The sequence below is a fragment of the Brachybacterium zhongshanense genome (assembly GCF_055385755.1).
Window position 1 is genome coordinate 22,588 of record NZ_AP043790.1, and the last position, 16,272, is coordinate 38,859.

Annotated in this window: 10 protein-coding genes; 1 reads left to right on the forward strand and 9 read right to left on the reverse strand. The window is 68.8% G+C overall.

Going from position 1 to position 16,272, the window contains the following annotated elements; all coding sequences use genetic code 11:
- Window positions 1-135: 135 nt before the first annotated feature.
- The 6 genes from ACZ5AJ_RS00095 to ACZ5AJ_RS00120 form a co-directional block, all read right to left on the reverse strand.
- Entirely contained in the window at window positions 136-1,536 is a 1,401-nt protein-coding gene (locus ACZ5AJ_RS00095; RefSeq protein WP_464136085.1) for a hypothetical protein, read from the reverse strand.
- Between the two features lie 101 nt (window positions 1,537-1,637).
- Entirely contained in the window at window positions 1,638-2,381 is a 744-nt protein-coding gene (locus ACZ5AJ_RS00100) for a DUF6270 domain-containing protein (RefSeq protein ID WP_464136086.1), read from the reverse strand.
- On the reverse strand, window positions 2,378-3,631 hold the full coding sequence (gene wecC / locus ACZ5AJ_RS00105; RefSeq protein ID WP_464136087.1) for a UDP-N-acetyl-D-mannosamine dehydrogenase: 1,254 nt from the start codon (window positions 3,629-3,631) through the stop codon (window positions 2,378-2,380). The genes ACZ5AJ_RS00100 and wecC overlap by 4 nt, the downstream gene beginning before the upstream one ends.
- A 64-nt stretch (window positions 3,632-3,695) precedes the next feature.
- Window positions 3,696-4,610 carry an alpha/beta hydrolase gene (locus tag ACZ5AJ_RS00110; RefSeq protein WP_464136088.1) on the reverse strand — a complete coding sequence of 305 codons (915 nt, stop codon included), beginning with the start codon at window positions 4,608-4,610 and terminating at the stop codon, window positions 3,696-3,698.
- Between the two features lie 204 nt (window positions 4,611-4,814).
- On the reverse strand, window positions 4,815-6,653 hold the full coding sequence (locus ACZ5AJ_RS00115) for a hypothetical protein (RefSeq protein WP_464136090.1): 1,839 nt from the start codon (window positions 6,651-6,653) through the stop codon (window positions 4,815-4,817).
- 240 nt (window positions 6,654-6,893) lie between these two features.
- Entirely contained in the window at window positions 6,894-9,293 is a 2,400-nt protein-coding gene (locus ACZ5AJ_RS00120) for a polysaccharide lyase family 8 super-sandwich domain-containing protein (RefSeq protein ID WP_464136091.1), read from the reverse strand.
- A gap of 132 nt (window positions 9,294-9,425) precedes the next feature.
- Between ACZ5AJ_RS00120 and ACZ5AJ_RS00125 the strand changes: the two genes are divergently transcribed.
- A complete protein-coding gene (locus ACZ5AJ_RS00125) occupies window positions 9,426-10,175 on the forward strand; it encodes a hypothetical protein (protein WP_464136092.1) in 750 nt (249 codons plus the stop codon).
- Window positions 10,176-10,626: 451 nt separating this feature from the next.
- Here ACZ5AJ_RS00125 and ACZ5AJ_RS00130 read toward each other — a convergent pair whose 3' ends face one another.
- The 3 genes from ACZ5AJ_RS00130 to ACZ5AJ_RS00140 are packed head-to-tail and all read right to left on the reverse strand — an operon-like array spanning window position 10,627 to window position 16,222.
- Entirely contained in the window at window positions 10,627-13,143 is a 2,517-nt protein-coding gene (locus ACZ5AJ_RS00130; protein ID WP_464136093.1) for a GNAT family N-acetyltransferase, read from the reverse strand.
- On the reverse strand, window positions 13,140-14,570 hold the full coding sequence (locus ACZ5AJ_RS00135; RefSeq protein WP_464136094.1) for a lysine N(6)-hydroxylase/L-ornithine N(5)-oxygenase family protein: 1,431 nt from the start codon (window positions 14,568-14,570) through the stop codon (window positions 13,140-13,142). The genes ACZ5AJ_RS00130 and ACZ5AJ_RS00135 overlap by 4 nt, the downstream gene beginning before the upstream one ends.
- Window positions 14,567-16,222, reverse strand: a complete 1,656-nt coding sequence (locus ACZ5AJ_RS00140; protein WP_464136096.1) for a pyridoxal phosphate-dependent decarboxylase family protein — start codon at window positions 16,220-16,222, stop codon at window positions 14,567-14,569. Before ACZ5AJ_RS00140 ends, ACZ5AJ_RS00135 begins: the two co-directional genes overlap by 4 nt.
- Window positions 16,223-16,272 lie beyond the last annotated feature (50 nt).

Genomic DNA, 16,272 nt, shown 5'->3' on the forward strand with positions numbered 1-16,272 from the left:
CGCTGCTGGCGATGGCTGTCGAGTCGCTGGCAGGTTCTGCGCGGCGGTTCGTCGAAGGTGAACCGAGCTGGAGGACGAGATGACTGCTCTCTCGAGACCTGGGTGGGAGTGCGCGTGGACCCGGCTGGGTGACGCTCAGGCCATCCGAACACCGACCGCTGCCGGACGCGCGGCACGAGACGCCATCTTCGCGGTGCCGTTGAGGGCCTGAGCCTCGCGACGGATGAGCCGGGAGGCGTTCAGGACGTCATTCTCATCGCCCGCGAGGGCGACGTCGAAGTGGTCGCCATCGATCCGTTCGATCTCCGCATGCGCCGCCGTCCTGTTGAGCTTTCCGAACAGAGACGAACGCAGCTTGACCAAGGAGCGAGCAGGCACCTTCACGCGAAGTGTCAGCCATGTCGGTGTGGACATCTCAGGCATCGGCGGCACCTCCACAGCGGCTGCCGAGCGAGAGGCGAGCACCCGGGACACGGTGTTGAGGGGGAAGTACCATCTGTCGGAACCTGCGCGGCGGCGTGTACCGGGGAAGTAGTGCTCGACGATTGCGGTCGGTGCTGAGCGCTGTTCCCCGTCGGCTGGGTAGAGATGGCCTCCGAGCCCCGCGGACGGGTTGATCTCGTTGATGAACACTGCGCTGTCGGCGCGGGTGTGGTCCTCCACCAGGAGATCGACGCCTGCGTGCTGAAGACCGGGGATGGCGTCGACTGCGTCGACCGCGACCTGCACGATCTCGGCGGGAAGGACGTCGGTGACGTCCCAGCTGTCGCCGCCTTGAGCGAGGTTGGCTGCTTCGCGGAGATAGACGGACTGCCCCTCGGCCGGGACGGACGAGGGGCTGAGCCCCACGGTCCCCAGGATGCGTTCGGTGTCGGCGTCGACAGCCAGCGAATGGTTCCGCAGGTGGGGATTGCCGCGCCGGATCTCGCGCTTGGCCTCGATGAGCTCGCTGATGGTCGAGGTTCCGTCGCCGACCACGTTGGCAGGTTCGGCGCGCGTTGCGGCGATGAGCTTGCCCCCGACGACGAGAAGGCGCAGCGCATCACCGCTGATGTGCTGCTCGACGACGAGATCATCGCATCCCAGGTCGCCCACAAGAGTCCTCAGCGCTGAAGCCAGCTCCTCTCGGGTCTCCAGGCGCGGATAGACTCCGCGTCCTTTCGCCCACGCATTGGGCTTGAGACAGACGGGGTAGCCGAGGGAATCGGCGTAGTCCTGAACGGCCCTCTGATCTATCTCGCCGCGGAAGCTGTGGCCCTTGGGGGCGGGCAGCCCTGCCTCGAGAAGCAGCTCCCTGGTCGCATGCTTGTCGTCGAGCATATGAGCAAGCTGGTCATGGCGCTGCCCGGTGAGGCGAGTCTGCCAGAAGGTGTGCTCTGTGAGCCCATCGGAGATCGTATAGCGGGCGTCCGGACGCAGGGTGACGCTGAGTCCGCGTCGCCAGGCTTCCAGCGGAACGAGCGCCCACAGGCTGTTCGACAGGGAGAAGAAGGGCTGGCTGAGATCGGGCCATGACGCGATCTGGCTGTTCTTCATCGGAAGGCTCCTGGATCTGCTCCGCCGGAATCAGATCGGGGAGCGTTGAGGGGCGGAAGCGCTGGATCCCGGACCCCCTGGAAACCAGCGCGGATTCGTGACTACTGCTTACCGGGGCTTCGTCGGAGAGGTGAGGTGACGGAGAGAAGACGTTCGGTCATCGAGGTGTAAGTGCCGTCGACGTAGTGGAATGGAGCCCGGCCCCACTTGTGGTGCGTCGAGGCGACCACCTCACGGGGATCAGGGGAGACAGCGGGGACTCCGGCCGCCTGAATCGACCGGGACATCCTCTCGAGCTGAGCGTTGAGGAAGAGGTCCTGCTCGGTGAAGGCCTGTCCGGAGTCGTCAGCGACAGCCCAGCGCGTGTCGTTGAGCACCAGCCGGTCGAGAACGCCCAGCGAGTCCAGCCGAGCGAGGAAGGTGTCGAGAGCCAAGTTCCATGCTCTCGAGTGCTGGGGCGTCCCAGGTGCGAGGACTTCGCCAAGCGATCCCCGGAACAGCTGCTCCTTCTGGAAGTTGCGGAGGCGAGTGACCCAGCCGCCGTCTGGCAGCTGTTGAACGCCATTGCGCTCGTCCGTGAGGTCCCAGAGGATGACGTCGTAGTCGTCCCTGCACTCCTCGAGCGTCGGCAGGAGCGAGGACTCGACGTCGCCGCGAAGCATTCGTCGCTGGAACGACGAGGAGATCTGGCTGAGTCGGAACTGCTCAGCATCGCTCGGCGGAGCCGCAGCACTGATCAGGGACTGACGAGCGACGTAGCCAGCCATCTCCAGCTGTTCAGCGTCCCAGAACTCGACGGCATCGCGCGTCACGCACGACCCGTAGATCAAGACTCGCAGCGTCATCGCCACAGTCCTTTCGTGTCGATCAGGATCTTGGTGCGCAGGCGATCAGGGTCTACCTGCTTGAAGGGCGTGTGGTCCACGAGCAGCAGAACGATGTCCGCCTCGTCCAGAGCATCATCGAGGTCGACGAGCCGTACGTTATCCATGGCCTCGAGCTCGGCGGGCAGAGTGTCCACGTTCGGCTCCACGACCAGGACAGTCCCATCGTCCAGCGACTCCGCGAGGCGGCCGGCGATGGTTCGGCTCGGGGACTCCCGCAGGTCATCGATGTTCGCCTTGAACGCGATACCGAGGGCAGCGATCTTGGGGGCCTTGAAACGCTCGGCGACTTCGAGGGTCTTCGCGAGCACGACATCGGGCTTGGAGTCGTTCACAGCCCGCGCGGTGGCGATGAGACGAGCGGACTCCGGCTGAGCAGACACGATGAACCACGGATCCACCGCGATGCAGTGACCACCCACACCGGGGCCCGGCTGGAGGATGTTGACCCGCGGATGGTGATTGGCCAGCTCGATGAGCTCCCACACGTCGATGTCGAGCTTGTCCGCGATGATCGACAGCTCATTCGCGAAGGCGATGTTCACGTCACGGAAGGCATTCTCGGTGAGCTTGGCCATCTCCGCCGTGCGTGCATCGGTCAGCAGGAGCTCGCCGCGGCAGAACGACCCGTAGAGGTCCTTGGTCAGTGAAGCGGCCTCCGACGTCGTGCCGCCGATGATGCGGTCGTTGTCGACCATCTCGATCATGATGCGGCCGGGCAGCACGCGCTCCGGAGCATGGGCGAAGTACACGGAGTGCCGGTGCCCAGGATCATCGGTGAGGTCCCTGCGCTCGTCGAGGATCACCGATGCCATGTGCTCTGTGGTCCCGGGAGGGGAGGTCGACTCGAGGACCAGCAGCTCCCCGCCCTCGAGATGCGGTGCGATCGCCCGGGCTGCACTCTCGATGTAGGAGAGATCGGCCAGATGATCGGCCTTGAAAGGGGTCGGCACGGAGATGATGTAGGCATCCGCCGCCGGAGTGGTGCTCTGCGCGCTCAGCAGGCCTCGGGCGACCGCTCCGGCGACGACGGTCTCGAGCCCTTCCTCGACGAAGGGGACCGTACCGCTGTTCACTGCTGTGACAGTGCGCTCCTGGAGATCGACGCCGATCACTCGCTTCCCCGCCTGGGCGAGGACCGCTGCGGTCGGCAGGCCGATGTATCCCAGGCCGACGACGCATACGGTGTTCAGAGTGTTCTTCGCGGTCACATGTTCTCCTGCAGAGATGGGGATTCGGGAGAGGGGATCCAGGGTCGATGCGTCGGAGGCGGACTCAGCCGTGCTGAGGGCGCCGTGCTCGCCACCAGGACAACGCGCGACCGAGGTGCTCGTGGAACTCGGGAGGCGTCATGGCTCCATGGCCCTCCTTGATCCCGTCGTACAGAGCCAGCCAGCGCTTGCCCTTGGGCTCCGTGTCATTGGTCGGCGTTGCTCCGAGCGCAGCCCTGAACGGTTCGAAGTGGGTGGTGATGTAGTGGGGGTCGCGCGTGCTCTGCGCGTAGTAGACGAAGTTGTCCGGCGACCGTCGCCGGTAGAGGCGAGGCATGTTGAACCGTTCGGGGAAGGCGTCGAGGAGGAGATCGGCGTCCCAGCCCTGCCAGACCTTCCCGAAGTAGTTGCTCTTCGCTGTCGGGAAGCAGTTGTGGATGTCCGTCGCTGGAGCCTGTACGTACGCCATCGAACCGGAGATGTGCGCAGAGATCCTCAGCGCGGCGAAGCCGCCGCCGGACCCGCCGATGCACAGTACGTGCTTGGCGCCGGTCCTCCCCTTCGCGCGGTTGACGACCTTGAGGATGTCGTCCATCGGATCCCACCCTGGTCCGCCGAGATACCAGCTCAGCAGCATCTTCTGGGAACGATCGAGGCGCAGCGTGGGATCGGCGACGGCGATGTGCGCCGGGAACACGTCCTCGAGGGACTTCACCCGCTCGAACCTGGGGTAGAGGTACTTGTCCTTGCGGTATGCGCCATGGAAGGTGAGCACCAGCTCGTCCGAGCGGCCGAGGCGGGCGAAGAAGTCGAGTGTCAGGCCGTTCTCGAGAGGCACCTGGTGGACAGCGGTCGTCTGTCCGTTGAACCGCAGCGCGTTGATCGAGCGCTGGCGCACCGACGGGACTTCGAAGTGGTCGTCCCACTCCTCCACGAGCCCGCTCTTCGGATTGGTGCGCGGGTAGCGAGGGTTGGCCATCGGTTCCTCTGGTGCAGGCAGACAGGGATGTGTGCAGGCTGAATCGCGCCTGGGAGCTTCACACATCGTACGGGCAAACGCGTGATCGGCGGTGGTGAGGTCCTGCGAAATCGTGGCCTGGTCCGTGCAGGCGATGAGCAATGGTGCGCTGACCACGTGAGATGGTGCGACGTGAGCCTCGCCGCGATGAGGAGGGCAGAAGGCTCACCATGGCGCATCGCTGTACCAGGGCAGGTAGGCGACCAGGCGACCGAGCAGGCGCACTTTGATCCGCGTGTTCGGAGCACGGTTGGTCAGCAGCCGCAGTCGCTCAGGGTGGAGTGCGTCCAGAACGGGGGACTTCGCCCGGCGGGCGAGATCGCGCACGATCCGCCGGTACAGCTCCTCACTCGCGAGATCGGCCGCGGTGACACCGGTGAGCGCTCGAGCACGAGCGATGTGCGCTGAGGTGATCTCTGGTACGGCCAACCGGCTGAACGTCTGCGCGGGGCGGGGAGGGGTGCGGCGGTCGTAGACCGCTTCGGGCACCTCGGAGAGCTTCTTCAGCGGCAGCTGCTCCCACTCAGCGCGGACCTCACCGGAGAACTTCATCGAGTCGAACGGCACCTCGAGGGCCTTCGGTGCCAGAAGGCGGAACAGGTCGAAGGTGATGCGGCCGGTCACGCGGTCCGCAAGGGGCACGGACATGGCCAACCGGACCATCGCCGGGGAGTACAGCGGCGTGAACTGAGCGCGATAACGGCTGGCCTCCATCGCCGAATGCCAGGCGAAGTATCGGTTGCGGGCCTTGAAGTAGAGATAATCGCCGATCGTCTGGGTCGGGATGCCGGCGTCTCTCGCCGCACTGACATCTCGGTCCATCGCGCTGCGGACCGACGCGAGGACCTCAGGGTGGCCCAGCCCGGAATCGGGCGACCAGAGCGCCTCCGGCCAGACAGCTCGCATGTAGGCGTCGGCGGAGAACTCGCCGGGAGAGACCTGTTCGACCCGATGGGAGTAGAACGAGCGGATCGCCTCGCCGTTGTACCCAGTCAGGACGACACCTTCCGCGCGGAGGGACCCCTCGTGCTGCCCGACCGACTTGACGCCCTCCGAGGCCTCCAGGGTCGCGAGCCGCTTCTGCATGTCACCAGCGATCCGGAACGCGGAGCTGGTCCCGGGATGCTTCGTCATTGTCCACCCCATGTGGCCGGCGATGCGGCGAGCTATGTCCTGCTCGCGGGTGACAGCGTTCTCTCCGCAGAAGAAGACGAAGGAGGAATCGACACCGGCGGCCGTCAGCGCCGCACCGACGAGTCGGCTGTCGGCCCCGGCGGTCAGATGGCTGGTGCGCGTACCCGGCTGTGCAGCGGCGAGCGCGGCATTCTCGACGATCTCCTCGGCGGCCAGGTCGAGCTGTTCGCGATAGTCGATGTCGGGCTGGTAGAGGTCGGCGAAGGTCGGGTACCTGTGCATCTCGATGCCGCGTGCAGAGATCGTCAGGTACGAGTGCAGCGGAGCTGACTCGATCTCCTCGTAGGGCGAGGGCGTGTGCCCGCCAGCCTCGGATGCCAGCAGCTCCATGAAGAAGTCCGTGCTCTTCGTGAGGGGCACGCCGACTTCTCGGAGCGTCCTGGCGAGCGCGCGAAGACTCGTCGAGCATGCGGCCAGGGAGGGGGAGCGATAGACGAACACGACGGCCGCGCTCATCTGATCCGGCAGGAGGAGGAGCTCGCCGGTGCGGGAGTCTGCTGCGTACAGCGCCATGGCACCACGGGCCTCTCCGCCGAAGCGACGGATGAGGTCCTCGCGCGTCATCTCATCATCGGGCAGGTCCGATGGGCTCGTGCAGAAGCGGCCGCCGAACACTCCGGCGCCGTCCAGATGCAACGCGCTCAGGCCGTGGCCCAGCCGTGCGGGGGAGTGGCTCTGCCCTACGAGGTAGACGTTCTCGCGCCATCGCAGAACATCGAGATGCTCAGGCAGATCTCCGACGAGGAGGACCGGCGGATAGTCAGTCGCCCACGCGTTCGGGCCGAAGCGGTTCTTGCCTTCACCTGCCACGGACGGCCCTTCTCCGCGCTGTGTGAGCATGCGTTCCGGGCGGAGCCTTGGGAAGGACGAGCACGGGATCCCCTTTCATGGCCGGGACCCCCGCCCGGACCGTTCTCGTGTTCGGAAGACTCTAGAGCATCACGGTGACGTTCTGGACGCATGCCGGAAAAATCGCGGGCCCTGCCGAGCTGATGTCCGTCGAGTCTCCGGGCCGGAGCCTGGAGCTCGATGAGGGCGGAGGGAACCTGGTCAGCTCTCGCGCAACCGCAGGAGGAGGGCTTCGCCGTCGCGTCCCTCTGTGGGGATCGTGATCGTCGTGAAGTCATCGTCGATGGTCGAGCTGACTTCGGAGGAGGGGATTCCCTCTGTCGAGCTCAGGGACCAGGAACCCGAGATGCTCAGGGTCGCAGTGCGCCGGTGCTGCGTCGGCTCGACGACCCGGATGCTCACCGTGCTCCGGTCGCGCTCGACCGCCATCAGCAGAGCATGGGTGCAGCGAACGCGCAGCGAACCGCCGCAGGCGATCAGCGCCGGACCCCAGGCGGCTGCCACGGCGATGCTGTCGCCGAGCCGCAGGACCTGGGCAGTCGCGTCGTTGCTTACGACATGCGGTCCGAGATCCCCGGCTTCCGGGCTCTCGGAGAACGCGCGGGTCTCCTCCGCAGAGCTGCCGGGAAGCAGGACCCAGGCATCGGAGGCGCTCTCGGAGCTGGAGTGGGTGAGGGCTAGCGTCGCCCACTGCCGACTGAGGAGATCGTCCTCCGGGATGGCTGCGACCGTGCGGAGGACCTTGCGACTGCTGCCGACGCGTGTGGAGATCGTCGCGCTCAGAGCAGCGGCTGTCAGGAAGACGTATCCACCGACACCGGGGAGATGCGCCCACAGCGGGCGAGACGTCGACGCCTCGCTGCTCACCTCCAGTCCGTTGAGCGTCAGATAGGTGCTGTCGCCCAGCGGGCGGCACTCCACAGCGGTCGACGCCGGACCATGCTCAGTGACGATCCCCGCGACCATCTCCACCAGCGCTGCAGGAGTGCCGACTGTGAGCCGCCGGCATTCGGGCGCGTCCTCCCCGAGAGGTACCTGATGCATCGCGGCGATGCTGATGCGCCCGTGGACGAGCCCGGCCGTCCACTCGTTGTCGAGCCGTGTTCCGCCGCCGTCGGCCTCGACCTTCTGCTCGAGCTCGACACGATGGTTCGTCGTCCCCGGCGGACGGGTGTAGTCAAGCGTCGACCAGTAGTAGTCGTCATACGGGTGAGGATCGTCGTCGACATACACGAAGCGCATGTGGTTGCCGGTCCGTGCGCCCCAGACGTTCTCCTGCTCGGAGAACTCGTAGGCGGCGACGCGGTTCGACGCCATAGCGAGGACAGCCGTCCACCCGTCGCCGCGGTGCACCAGCCGATCCATGGAGGGGAAGTAGACAGAGTCCTGCTCCGGAGCGGCCGTGGCGTCTATGTCGCGGAGCCCTCGGAGCAGGACAGCCCCTGGGACGTCGGGGCCGGCCAGCAGATCGGTGCCGGCGTTCGCTCGCGTCCAGCCCGCCATCAGAGAGAGCCAGGAGGTCTGCCGCTCGTCCGGTGCGCTCTGCGCGAGTCTCATCACGGCCGCCATGAGCACGCGCCCGCTGACGGAACCCGTCGTCGACACCCGCGAGACAGCGCGTCCGCGCAGCGAGTCAGTGATGTGGCCACTGATCATCACCGGGAGGTAAGCGTCGTCGATGAGGTCCCACAGCGGTCTGCGATCCACGAGGTCGAAGTCGCTCTCCTCGACGAGCGAGAGCAGAGGTGCAGCATCGCGGAGAAGCTCCACGCCGTAGGAGCCCGTATACGGGTTGTCGAGATGCTGGATGAAGCCGCCGTCGGCGTGGAACCCGTCGCCCGAGTCGACGGTCAGCCAGGACTCGCCCACGGCGTCGATGCACTCGGCCACGCGTTCGTCGTCCTCCTCGACCAGCGCTGCGATCAACGCTGCGCGGGAGGTGTTCACGCGGTTCGCCCCGGTGGAGGGGTAATCGGTGATCTGGCTCCGACGAGGGTCCGGAATGAACCAGCGGATCGCGTTGACCATGTCCTGCACCAGGGCCGAGGGCAAGGTGTCCCGCATGATGCAGGCGACGTCGGCGAGCGGTCGGGGAGTGCCGATCTCCCAGTCCCACCAGTTGTCGAAGTATTGAGCGCCGTCGCGATAGCCGTTGTCCAGGAGCCGTTCGACTCCCTCGACGATCCGCTCCTCCAGAGACCGTTTGTTCGTCCACCTCGAGCCGGGCGTGACCCAGGCGCGCGCCATCGTCGCCAATCGACTCGCCGTGCCGGAGAACGCCCCCGAGTCGTCACCGGCGAGGTCATAGCCGGGGAAGAAGGCTTCTCCATCGGCGTTCGCGCTCGTTCGCATGTAGGAGCTGACCAGGTCATCCTGACTCTCGACCTGGGCGCGGACCCGGTCGTCGCCCATGTCGATCTGAGCCCGTGCGGTGATGATCTCCACCCAGCGATCACGCAGGTCGACAGGGACCGGCGAAGTCGGGGTGTTCGCTGGCGGCGGCGGGATCAGGAGGGCGCCGGCGATCAGCGCGACTCCTCCGGTCGACAGGATCGCGCGTCGACGGATCAGGGGAGCGTGATCGTGCAGGGGAGCCTTCAATCGTCTCTGGGGCGGATCGGGCGGCCATGCGACCGCATGCGGTCGTAGGCGGTCCCAGGGTAGCGGTGCAGCATCCGTCGGCACCGCCCCGCGCACCCCACTAGGATCTCCCCGATCCCGAAGGAGCCGCCCGTGACGCTCGTCGACCCCGACTCCCGCTGGTGGCGGTCCAACCGTGCACGCAGCCTCCTCGCCCATGCGATGGCGATGCTCGGGGTGCTGCTCGCCTTCGTCGGCAATGCGACGCTGCTCGGGCAGCTCGGCACCCAGGTCGACCTCCTCCGCGGCGCCGGCGAGACGGGGGAGACCGCCTCCGCGGTCGTCGGGGTCGTCGGGGTCGTGTCGATGTTCGTCGCGATCCCGCACGTCGTCGGCGGCCTGCTCGTGCACAGCTTCCTCGTCGACGGCGACGGCGACCTGCCGCTCCTGCTGCGCTGGGCCCTGCCGCTCTACTTCATCGCCAGCGGGCTGGGCATGCTGACCGCCGCGCTCATCACCGCGCTCGGCCCGTCCCCGCGCAGCGCCACCGCCGGGACAGCGGTCAACTACATCCTCGCGGTCGTCTTCACGGTCGGCGGTCTCATCGCCATCGTCGCCATCGAGATCCACCGCGCCCGCAGGCAGAGCACGGCCACCGCGAGCCTCCGCACCCAGCGTCAGGGGGTGCGCGCCCGCGCCGTCGTCACCCGCGCCAAGAGCTACACGCTGAACTACCAGCCCGTCACCCGCGTCACCGTGAGCTTCACCGACCGCGACGGACGCACCCGCTATGCCCGCGACACCGTCCCCGGCACCATCGCCGTCGGCCGCCCCCTGACCGTGCGCTATTCGCCCGCCGACCTCGGCCGCCGCGGGGGAGTGGTGATCGAGTCCGGCCTGTAGCGGGGAGGCCCGCAAAAGGGATTTCGGCAGCCGGAATGCCCGTAGCAGGGAGATCGGCAACTCTGAAGCCGATAGCGGCAGGCGGGCAGCGGCGCAGACGATGCGGATATGCGGCGCGCCCGATACGGACATGTGGCTGTGGCTTCCACGGATGGAAGCCACAGCCACATGTCCGTCGGGGCACCGGAGAGCGGGCACCGGAGAGCGGGCGCCACGGGAAGAGGCTGCTCGAGCTGCATCGACGCTGCTGTCGTGCGCCGAACGGAACCGTGCCAGCTCAGCCGGGGCAGTGGCGCCGACTCGTCGGTCCACGGACAGCTCGGAGCGATCGGCCAGGGGCCGGTGAAGGAAACGGGAGCCCAGCGCGTCGTCCGATCATCTCCGGCTCCGTCCTCATGCCAGCTTCACTAGCCCGGTCAGCCCTCCAGCCCGGTCAGCCTCCCCATCTGTGTCAGCACTCCGCACCGACCACGTCGGTTGCCGCCGCGGCGCCTTCCGCACCCGCAGTCCTCGCGGCACCGCCCGCACCCGCAGCAGCACCCGCACCTGCAGAACCGCTCGCACCAGCACCTGCCGCCACCGGGTTCGCCATCATGCCTGCGTGGAGGAGGGAGGCGGACTGGTCGGTGAGGTCGACCATCTGGAGGGTGTTGCGCAGCTGCAGACGGTTCAGGCACGAATGCGAGAACTCCGCGGCCCGCAGATCCACATCGCCGGCGAGACCGCGGGCCGTGTGCGGATGCTCGGCCTCGTAGCGGTCCAGGACGCCCGCGACCGTGCCCCAGAACGCGCGGGCCGGCAGCACGCCGCCGGCGTCGAGGATCCCCGCCAGATGGCGCAGGACCCCGTCGAACATGTCGGTGAAGACCGACAGGGCCTTCGCCTCGCCCGGCAGGGCCGAGCCGGTCACCGCGAGCGCGCTGATCCGTCGGACCTGCTCGGGCACCGGGCGGTCGCCGAGCACACCGACCTCCTCCCCGATGTCCTTCATGAAGGCACCGGTCACGGCATGGTCCTTCACCCGCAGGATGAGGTTCTCGCCGTGCGGCATGAAGGCGAGATCGTGCGCGAGCAGCGCATGGACCAGCGGATGCAGGTAGGCGCCCAGATAGCTCTCGAGCCAGGTGCGCGGGTCCAGACCCGAGGCGCGGATCATCGCGGTGGCCAGCGCCGTGCCCTCGTGGTCGCGGTGCAGGAGCGCGGCCATCGTCATCGCCCGCTCGCCGTCGGCGAGCAGCGGCAGAGGGCTCTCCCGCCACAGCGCCGCGAGCATCTTCCGGTGCGCGTTGGACTCGGGGGTGCGATGGTAGGCGTCGCCCGTGTAGCCGATGGCGGCGCGCTCGCGGATCACCGAGAAGCCCGCCCGCGCGAACGTCGGATCCTCGGCGACCAGAGCCGCGACCCAGTCGTTGATCGCCGGGGTGTCGGCCATGTACATCGGGGAGAGGCCGCGCAGGAAGCCCATGTTCTGGATCGCGAGGGCGACCTTCACGTACGGGGCGCCCGGACGGGTGCGGTTGAAGAAGGTGCGCAGCGACTGCTGGGGCTGGAACTCGTCGCCGCCGGGGCCCAGCGGCACGAGGTCGCCGCGCGCCACGTCGGCCGCGAAGGTGATCGGCAGACGATGCTCCGCCTGCCACGGATGCAGAGGCAGAAGGTGGTAGTCGCACGGGTCCAGACCGCGGCCGACGAGCCGATCGGTGAACGCATCGAGCTCCTCGGGGCTGAGCGCCTGGCGCAGATGGGTCTGCTCGTCGAGCCCCCGCCCCAGGGACAGATGCGTGAGCTCCCGCTTCGCGGCCACCCACACCAGGCGCGTGCGCTCGCCGTTCTCGGGCGCGTACGCCCGGTAGTCCGACAGCGACCAGCCGATGCGGCCGTTGTTCGCGACGAACCCCGGATGGCCCTCCGTCATCGCCGCCTCGGTCGTCTGCAGGTCCGCGTCCAGGAGCTCGGCCGACGTCGGCCTGCGTCCCTGCTGCGCCGCATGCCGCGTCGCCGCGCCGTCGGCGAGCGTGGAGGCCAGCTCCTCCAGATAGGTCGACAGCAGATCCTCGGGGATCCGCAGGTCCTCCTGCAGATCGAGGATCAGCTGCTGGGCGTCCAGGTCCTGCGGCAGATCGCCGACGTAGCGCACGAGCGACGCCTCGTCGATCAGCCAGTGCTCGAGCGGCAGCACCCGCGCCCGGAACAGGTAGACGGCCTCGCCGGCCTCCACCCGCCAGCGCCCGGCGGTGGCCCGCTCGCCCGACCCTGCCTGCCCACCCGTGCGCGGGCTCTCGGGCTGCGGGGCGATGATCCGCTCGTGCGAGAACTCGGCGAGGGCCTTGGCGACCAGATGCCGGTGGGACACGGCGGCGGCGCCCCGCTCCAGATGCGCGAAGGGGCCCGCGCCGTCCCCTGCGCCGCTCCATCCGCCTCCCAGGGGGCTGGCCGCGAAGTCCTCGCGGGTGCACACGCTCAGCGCCGCACGCTTGGCGTGCCCGTCGGCCACCAGGTCGATCTCCTGCAGGACCCGGAAGCCGGCGGCCGCGTTCTTCGCGAGGATCGGCGTGTTGCGGACGTCGGGCTCGACGATCACCCGCTGTGCGCCGAGGCCGAAGCAGAAGGCGATCACCTCCCGCATCACCGTGGCGGTGAAGCCGTGGACGCGAGCCTCCCCGGGCGGGGAGATCAGCAGGTGCATGCCCAGATCGCCGGGCTGCTCGGGCAGGACGTCGGACGGGATCAGGGAGCCGGGGCGATAGGTCTCGACGTAGAACAGCGCCGCGCCGACGGAGCGCCCGGAGGCGCGGCCGATCCAGCCGTCCTGGGCCGGGTCCTCGGCGACCGAGCGCAGATAGCTGCGGACCTGCTCGCGGGTCCGGTCCTCCATGCCCCAATAGGGGGCGTGACCGGAGGTCAGCCAGGCGTGGACAGCCTCGGCGTCGTGCTCGGGATCGAGCGGGCCGATGGTGAAGGTGCTCATGAGGCGGCTCCTGCATGGTCGGGACGGGGCGCGGCGGGGGAGTGCTGCGGCGGCAGACCGAAGGTCTGGAAGGCGATGCGGCGCTCGATCGGATAGGGCTCGCGGCCCGTGATCGCATCGAGCAGGACGCTCGCCCGCCACGCCCCGAACCCCAGGTCGGGGGCGGTCACACCATGGGTGTGCTCCTCGGCGTTCATCACGTGGATCCGGCCCGCGCCGTCGACCGCGTAGTCCCGCGAGACGTCCAGCCGTCCACGGGAGTCGCGCCCGATCAGATGGTCGATCGGGGCGAGGAACGAGGGCACCTCGGAGCGATAGCCGGTCGCGGCGACGACGGCGCCCGTGCGGTGCTCCCGCTCGGTGCCGAGCTGCCCGTGGCGCAGGGTCAGCACATGCTCCCCCGTGGTCGCGTCGCGGCGCGCGGAGGTGACCGCGACGTCGCTCAGCAGGGTCGTCGGCACAGAGCGTCCGCCCTGGCCGAGGCGGTAGAGCGTGTCGTGGATGTCGTCGATCAGGTCGCCGCTGATGCCCTTGTACAGAGCGCGCTGCTCGCGGCCCAGACGGTCCCGCAGCTCCTCCGGCAGCGACCGATAGTGGTCGGTGTACTCGGGGGAGGTCATCTCGAGCGTCAGCTTCGTGTACTCCATCGGGAAGAACCGCGGGGAGCGCGTGATCCAGTCCAGCTGCACGCCGCGCGTCACGCACTCCTCGACGAGATCCCGATACACCTCCGCGGCCGACTGCCCCGAGCCGACGATCGTGATCGTCCCCGACGCCAGCAGCCGCTCGCGGTGCGGCAGATAGTCGGCCGTATGGATCACCGGGGCCGACGGCGTCATGGGTGCCGACGGCGCGGCGTCGGCCGTCCGATCCTGCAGAGCCCGCAGCGGCTCCGGCACGACGGGGACCGTGCCGACGCCCAGCACGATGTGCCGTCCGCGGTGCTGCTCGATGCCGACGACCGCACCGTCCTCGTCGAGCACCTCCGCGGTGACCACGAAGTGAGAGGGCGCCGCGGACCCGTCGGCCGCGGAGCCCACCGCGGACCCGTCGGCCTCCTCGACCGCGACCACTCGGCGCGACCAGCGCAGGGTGCCGAGCTGCGCGGCCACCCAGCGGCAGTAGGCGTCGTACTCGGAGCGCAGCGGATAGAACGACTCGCGGATGTAGAAGGGATACAGGCGGCCCGTCTGCTTGAGGAACGCGAGGAAGGAGAAGCGGGAGGTCGGGTCCGCCATCGTCACGAGATCCGCGAGGAAGGGCACCTGGATGGTCGCGCCGTCGAGCATCATCCCCGGATGCCAGCGGAACTCCGGACGCTGATCGAGGAACACCGCGTCCACGTCGTCCAGCGGGTCCGCGAGCGCCGCCAGGCCCAGCCCGAACGGACCGATGCCGATGCACACCAGATCATGGATGCGGGTCATCGCTCGCCTCCCTCGGTGCCGGCCCCGGTGACGGCGGCGGCCCCGGCGGGGTCGGTGCCGTTCGCGACGGCCTCGGCGTCCTCGGCGTCCACGTCGGCGAGGGCGAGACCGGCCAGGAGCCCCCGCCCGGTCGCCCGCACCAGGTCGAGCACCGCAGCGATGTCCAGCAGCGTCGCCTCCGGATTCAGCAGGGTCAGCTTCAGCCAGGGGGTGCCGTCGATCGTCGTGCGCGCGACCATCGCCCGGCCCGACTCGAACAGGGTCCGACGGATCAGGGGGACGAAGCGGTCCGCGGTCGCCGCGTCCGCACCCTCGGGCTGGAAGCGGAACAGGACCGTGGACAGGTCGCTCGCGCCGAGGACCACGAAGTCGGGGTCGCCCTCGAGCAGCTCGCGGACGTCCGCCGCGAGATCGCAGATCCCGTCGACCATCTCGCCCAGACGGTCCGGGCCGACGGACCGCAGCGTGGTCCACAGCTTCAGCGCATCGAAGCGCCGCGTGGTCTGCAGGGACTTGTCCACCTGGTTGGGCTCGGCCTCGGGGCTGCGAGCCTCCGCCGCCGGGTTCAGGTAGTCCGCATGCCAGGCCGACGCCGCCAGCTGCGCCGGGTCCCGCACGCTCACCGCGCTCGAGGACACCGGCTGGAAGAACGTCTTGTGGAAGTCGACGGTCACCGAGTCCGCGCGCTCGATCCCCGCCAGCAGATGCCGACGCGCCCGGGACACCAGCAGCCCGCCCCCGTAGGCGCCGTCGACATGCAGCCAGATCCCGTGCTCCTCGCACAGCCCGGCGGCCGGGACGATCGGGTCGATGATCCCGCGATCCGTGGTGCCGGCCGTCAGCGACACCGCCATCACGATCCGGTCCTCGGCCCGGGCGTCCTCGATCGCCGCGGCGAGGGCGGAGGGGAGCATGCGGCCCTCGTCGTCGCAGGCGATCGTCACGACCGCATCCTCCGGCAGACCCAGCAGCATCGCCGAGCGCGCCACCGAGAAGTGCCCCGCTGCGCTCGCGAGCAGCCGCAGACGGCCGATGGTCTCGTGGCGGGGCGCCGGGGCGGTCGCGCGGATCGCCCGCTCCCGCGCCAGGAACAGCGCCTGCAGGTTCGACTGCGTGCCGCCCGAGGTGAACACCCCGTCGCCCGCGTCGAAGCCGATCCTCCCGGCGGTCCACGAGATCAGGCGGCGCTCGATGAACGTCGCCACCAGCGACTGGTCATAGGTGTCCACCGAGGTGTTGATCGCCGCGAGCATCGCCTCCGCCGCGACCGCCGGCAGGAGCACCGGGCAGTTCAGGTGCGCGGTGTACGACGGATGATGGAACCACACGGCGTTGCCGGCGTACAGCGCATCGGCCTCGCGCAGCGCGGCCCGGTCCCCGACGCCCCTGCCGTCGAGATCCACCGCGGCGACCATCTCCTCGAGGCGCCGACGATCCGGTCCGACGGACGGCGAGGCCACCGTGCGGAGGCGCTCGGCGACGGAATCGACGACCTCGTGCAGCAGTTCGGCGTAGGCATCCGCCGAGGCCGCATTCAGCAGCGGCGAGGGAACGGTCCGTGCATCGCCGCGAGCGGCATCGGTGCGGTGGGGGAGGACCGAGAGGCCCTCCGGGAGATCGGAGGGGCGAGCATCCTGCGACAGATCTGTCATGGGGAGCATGACCTTTCTGCATCGAGGGACCCGAGTCAGCGGGGCGCGGA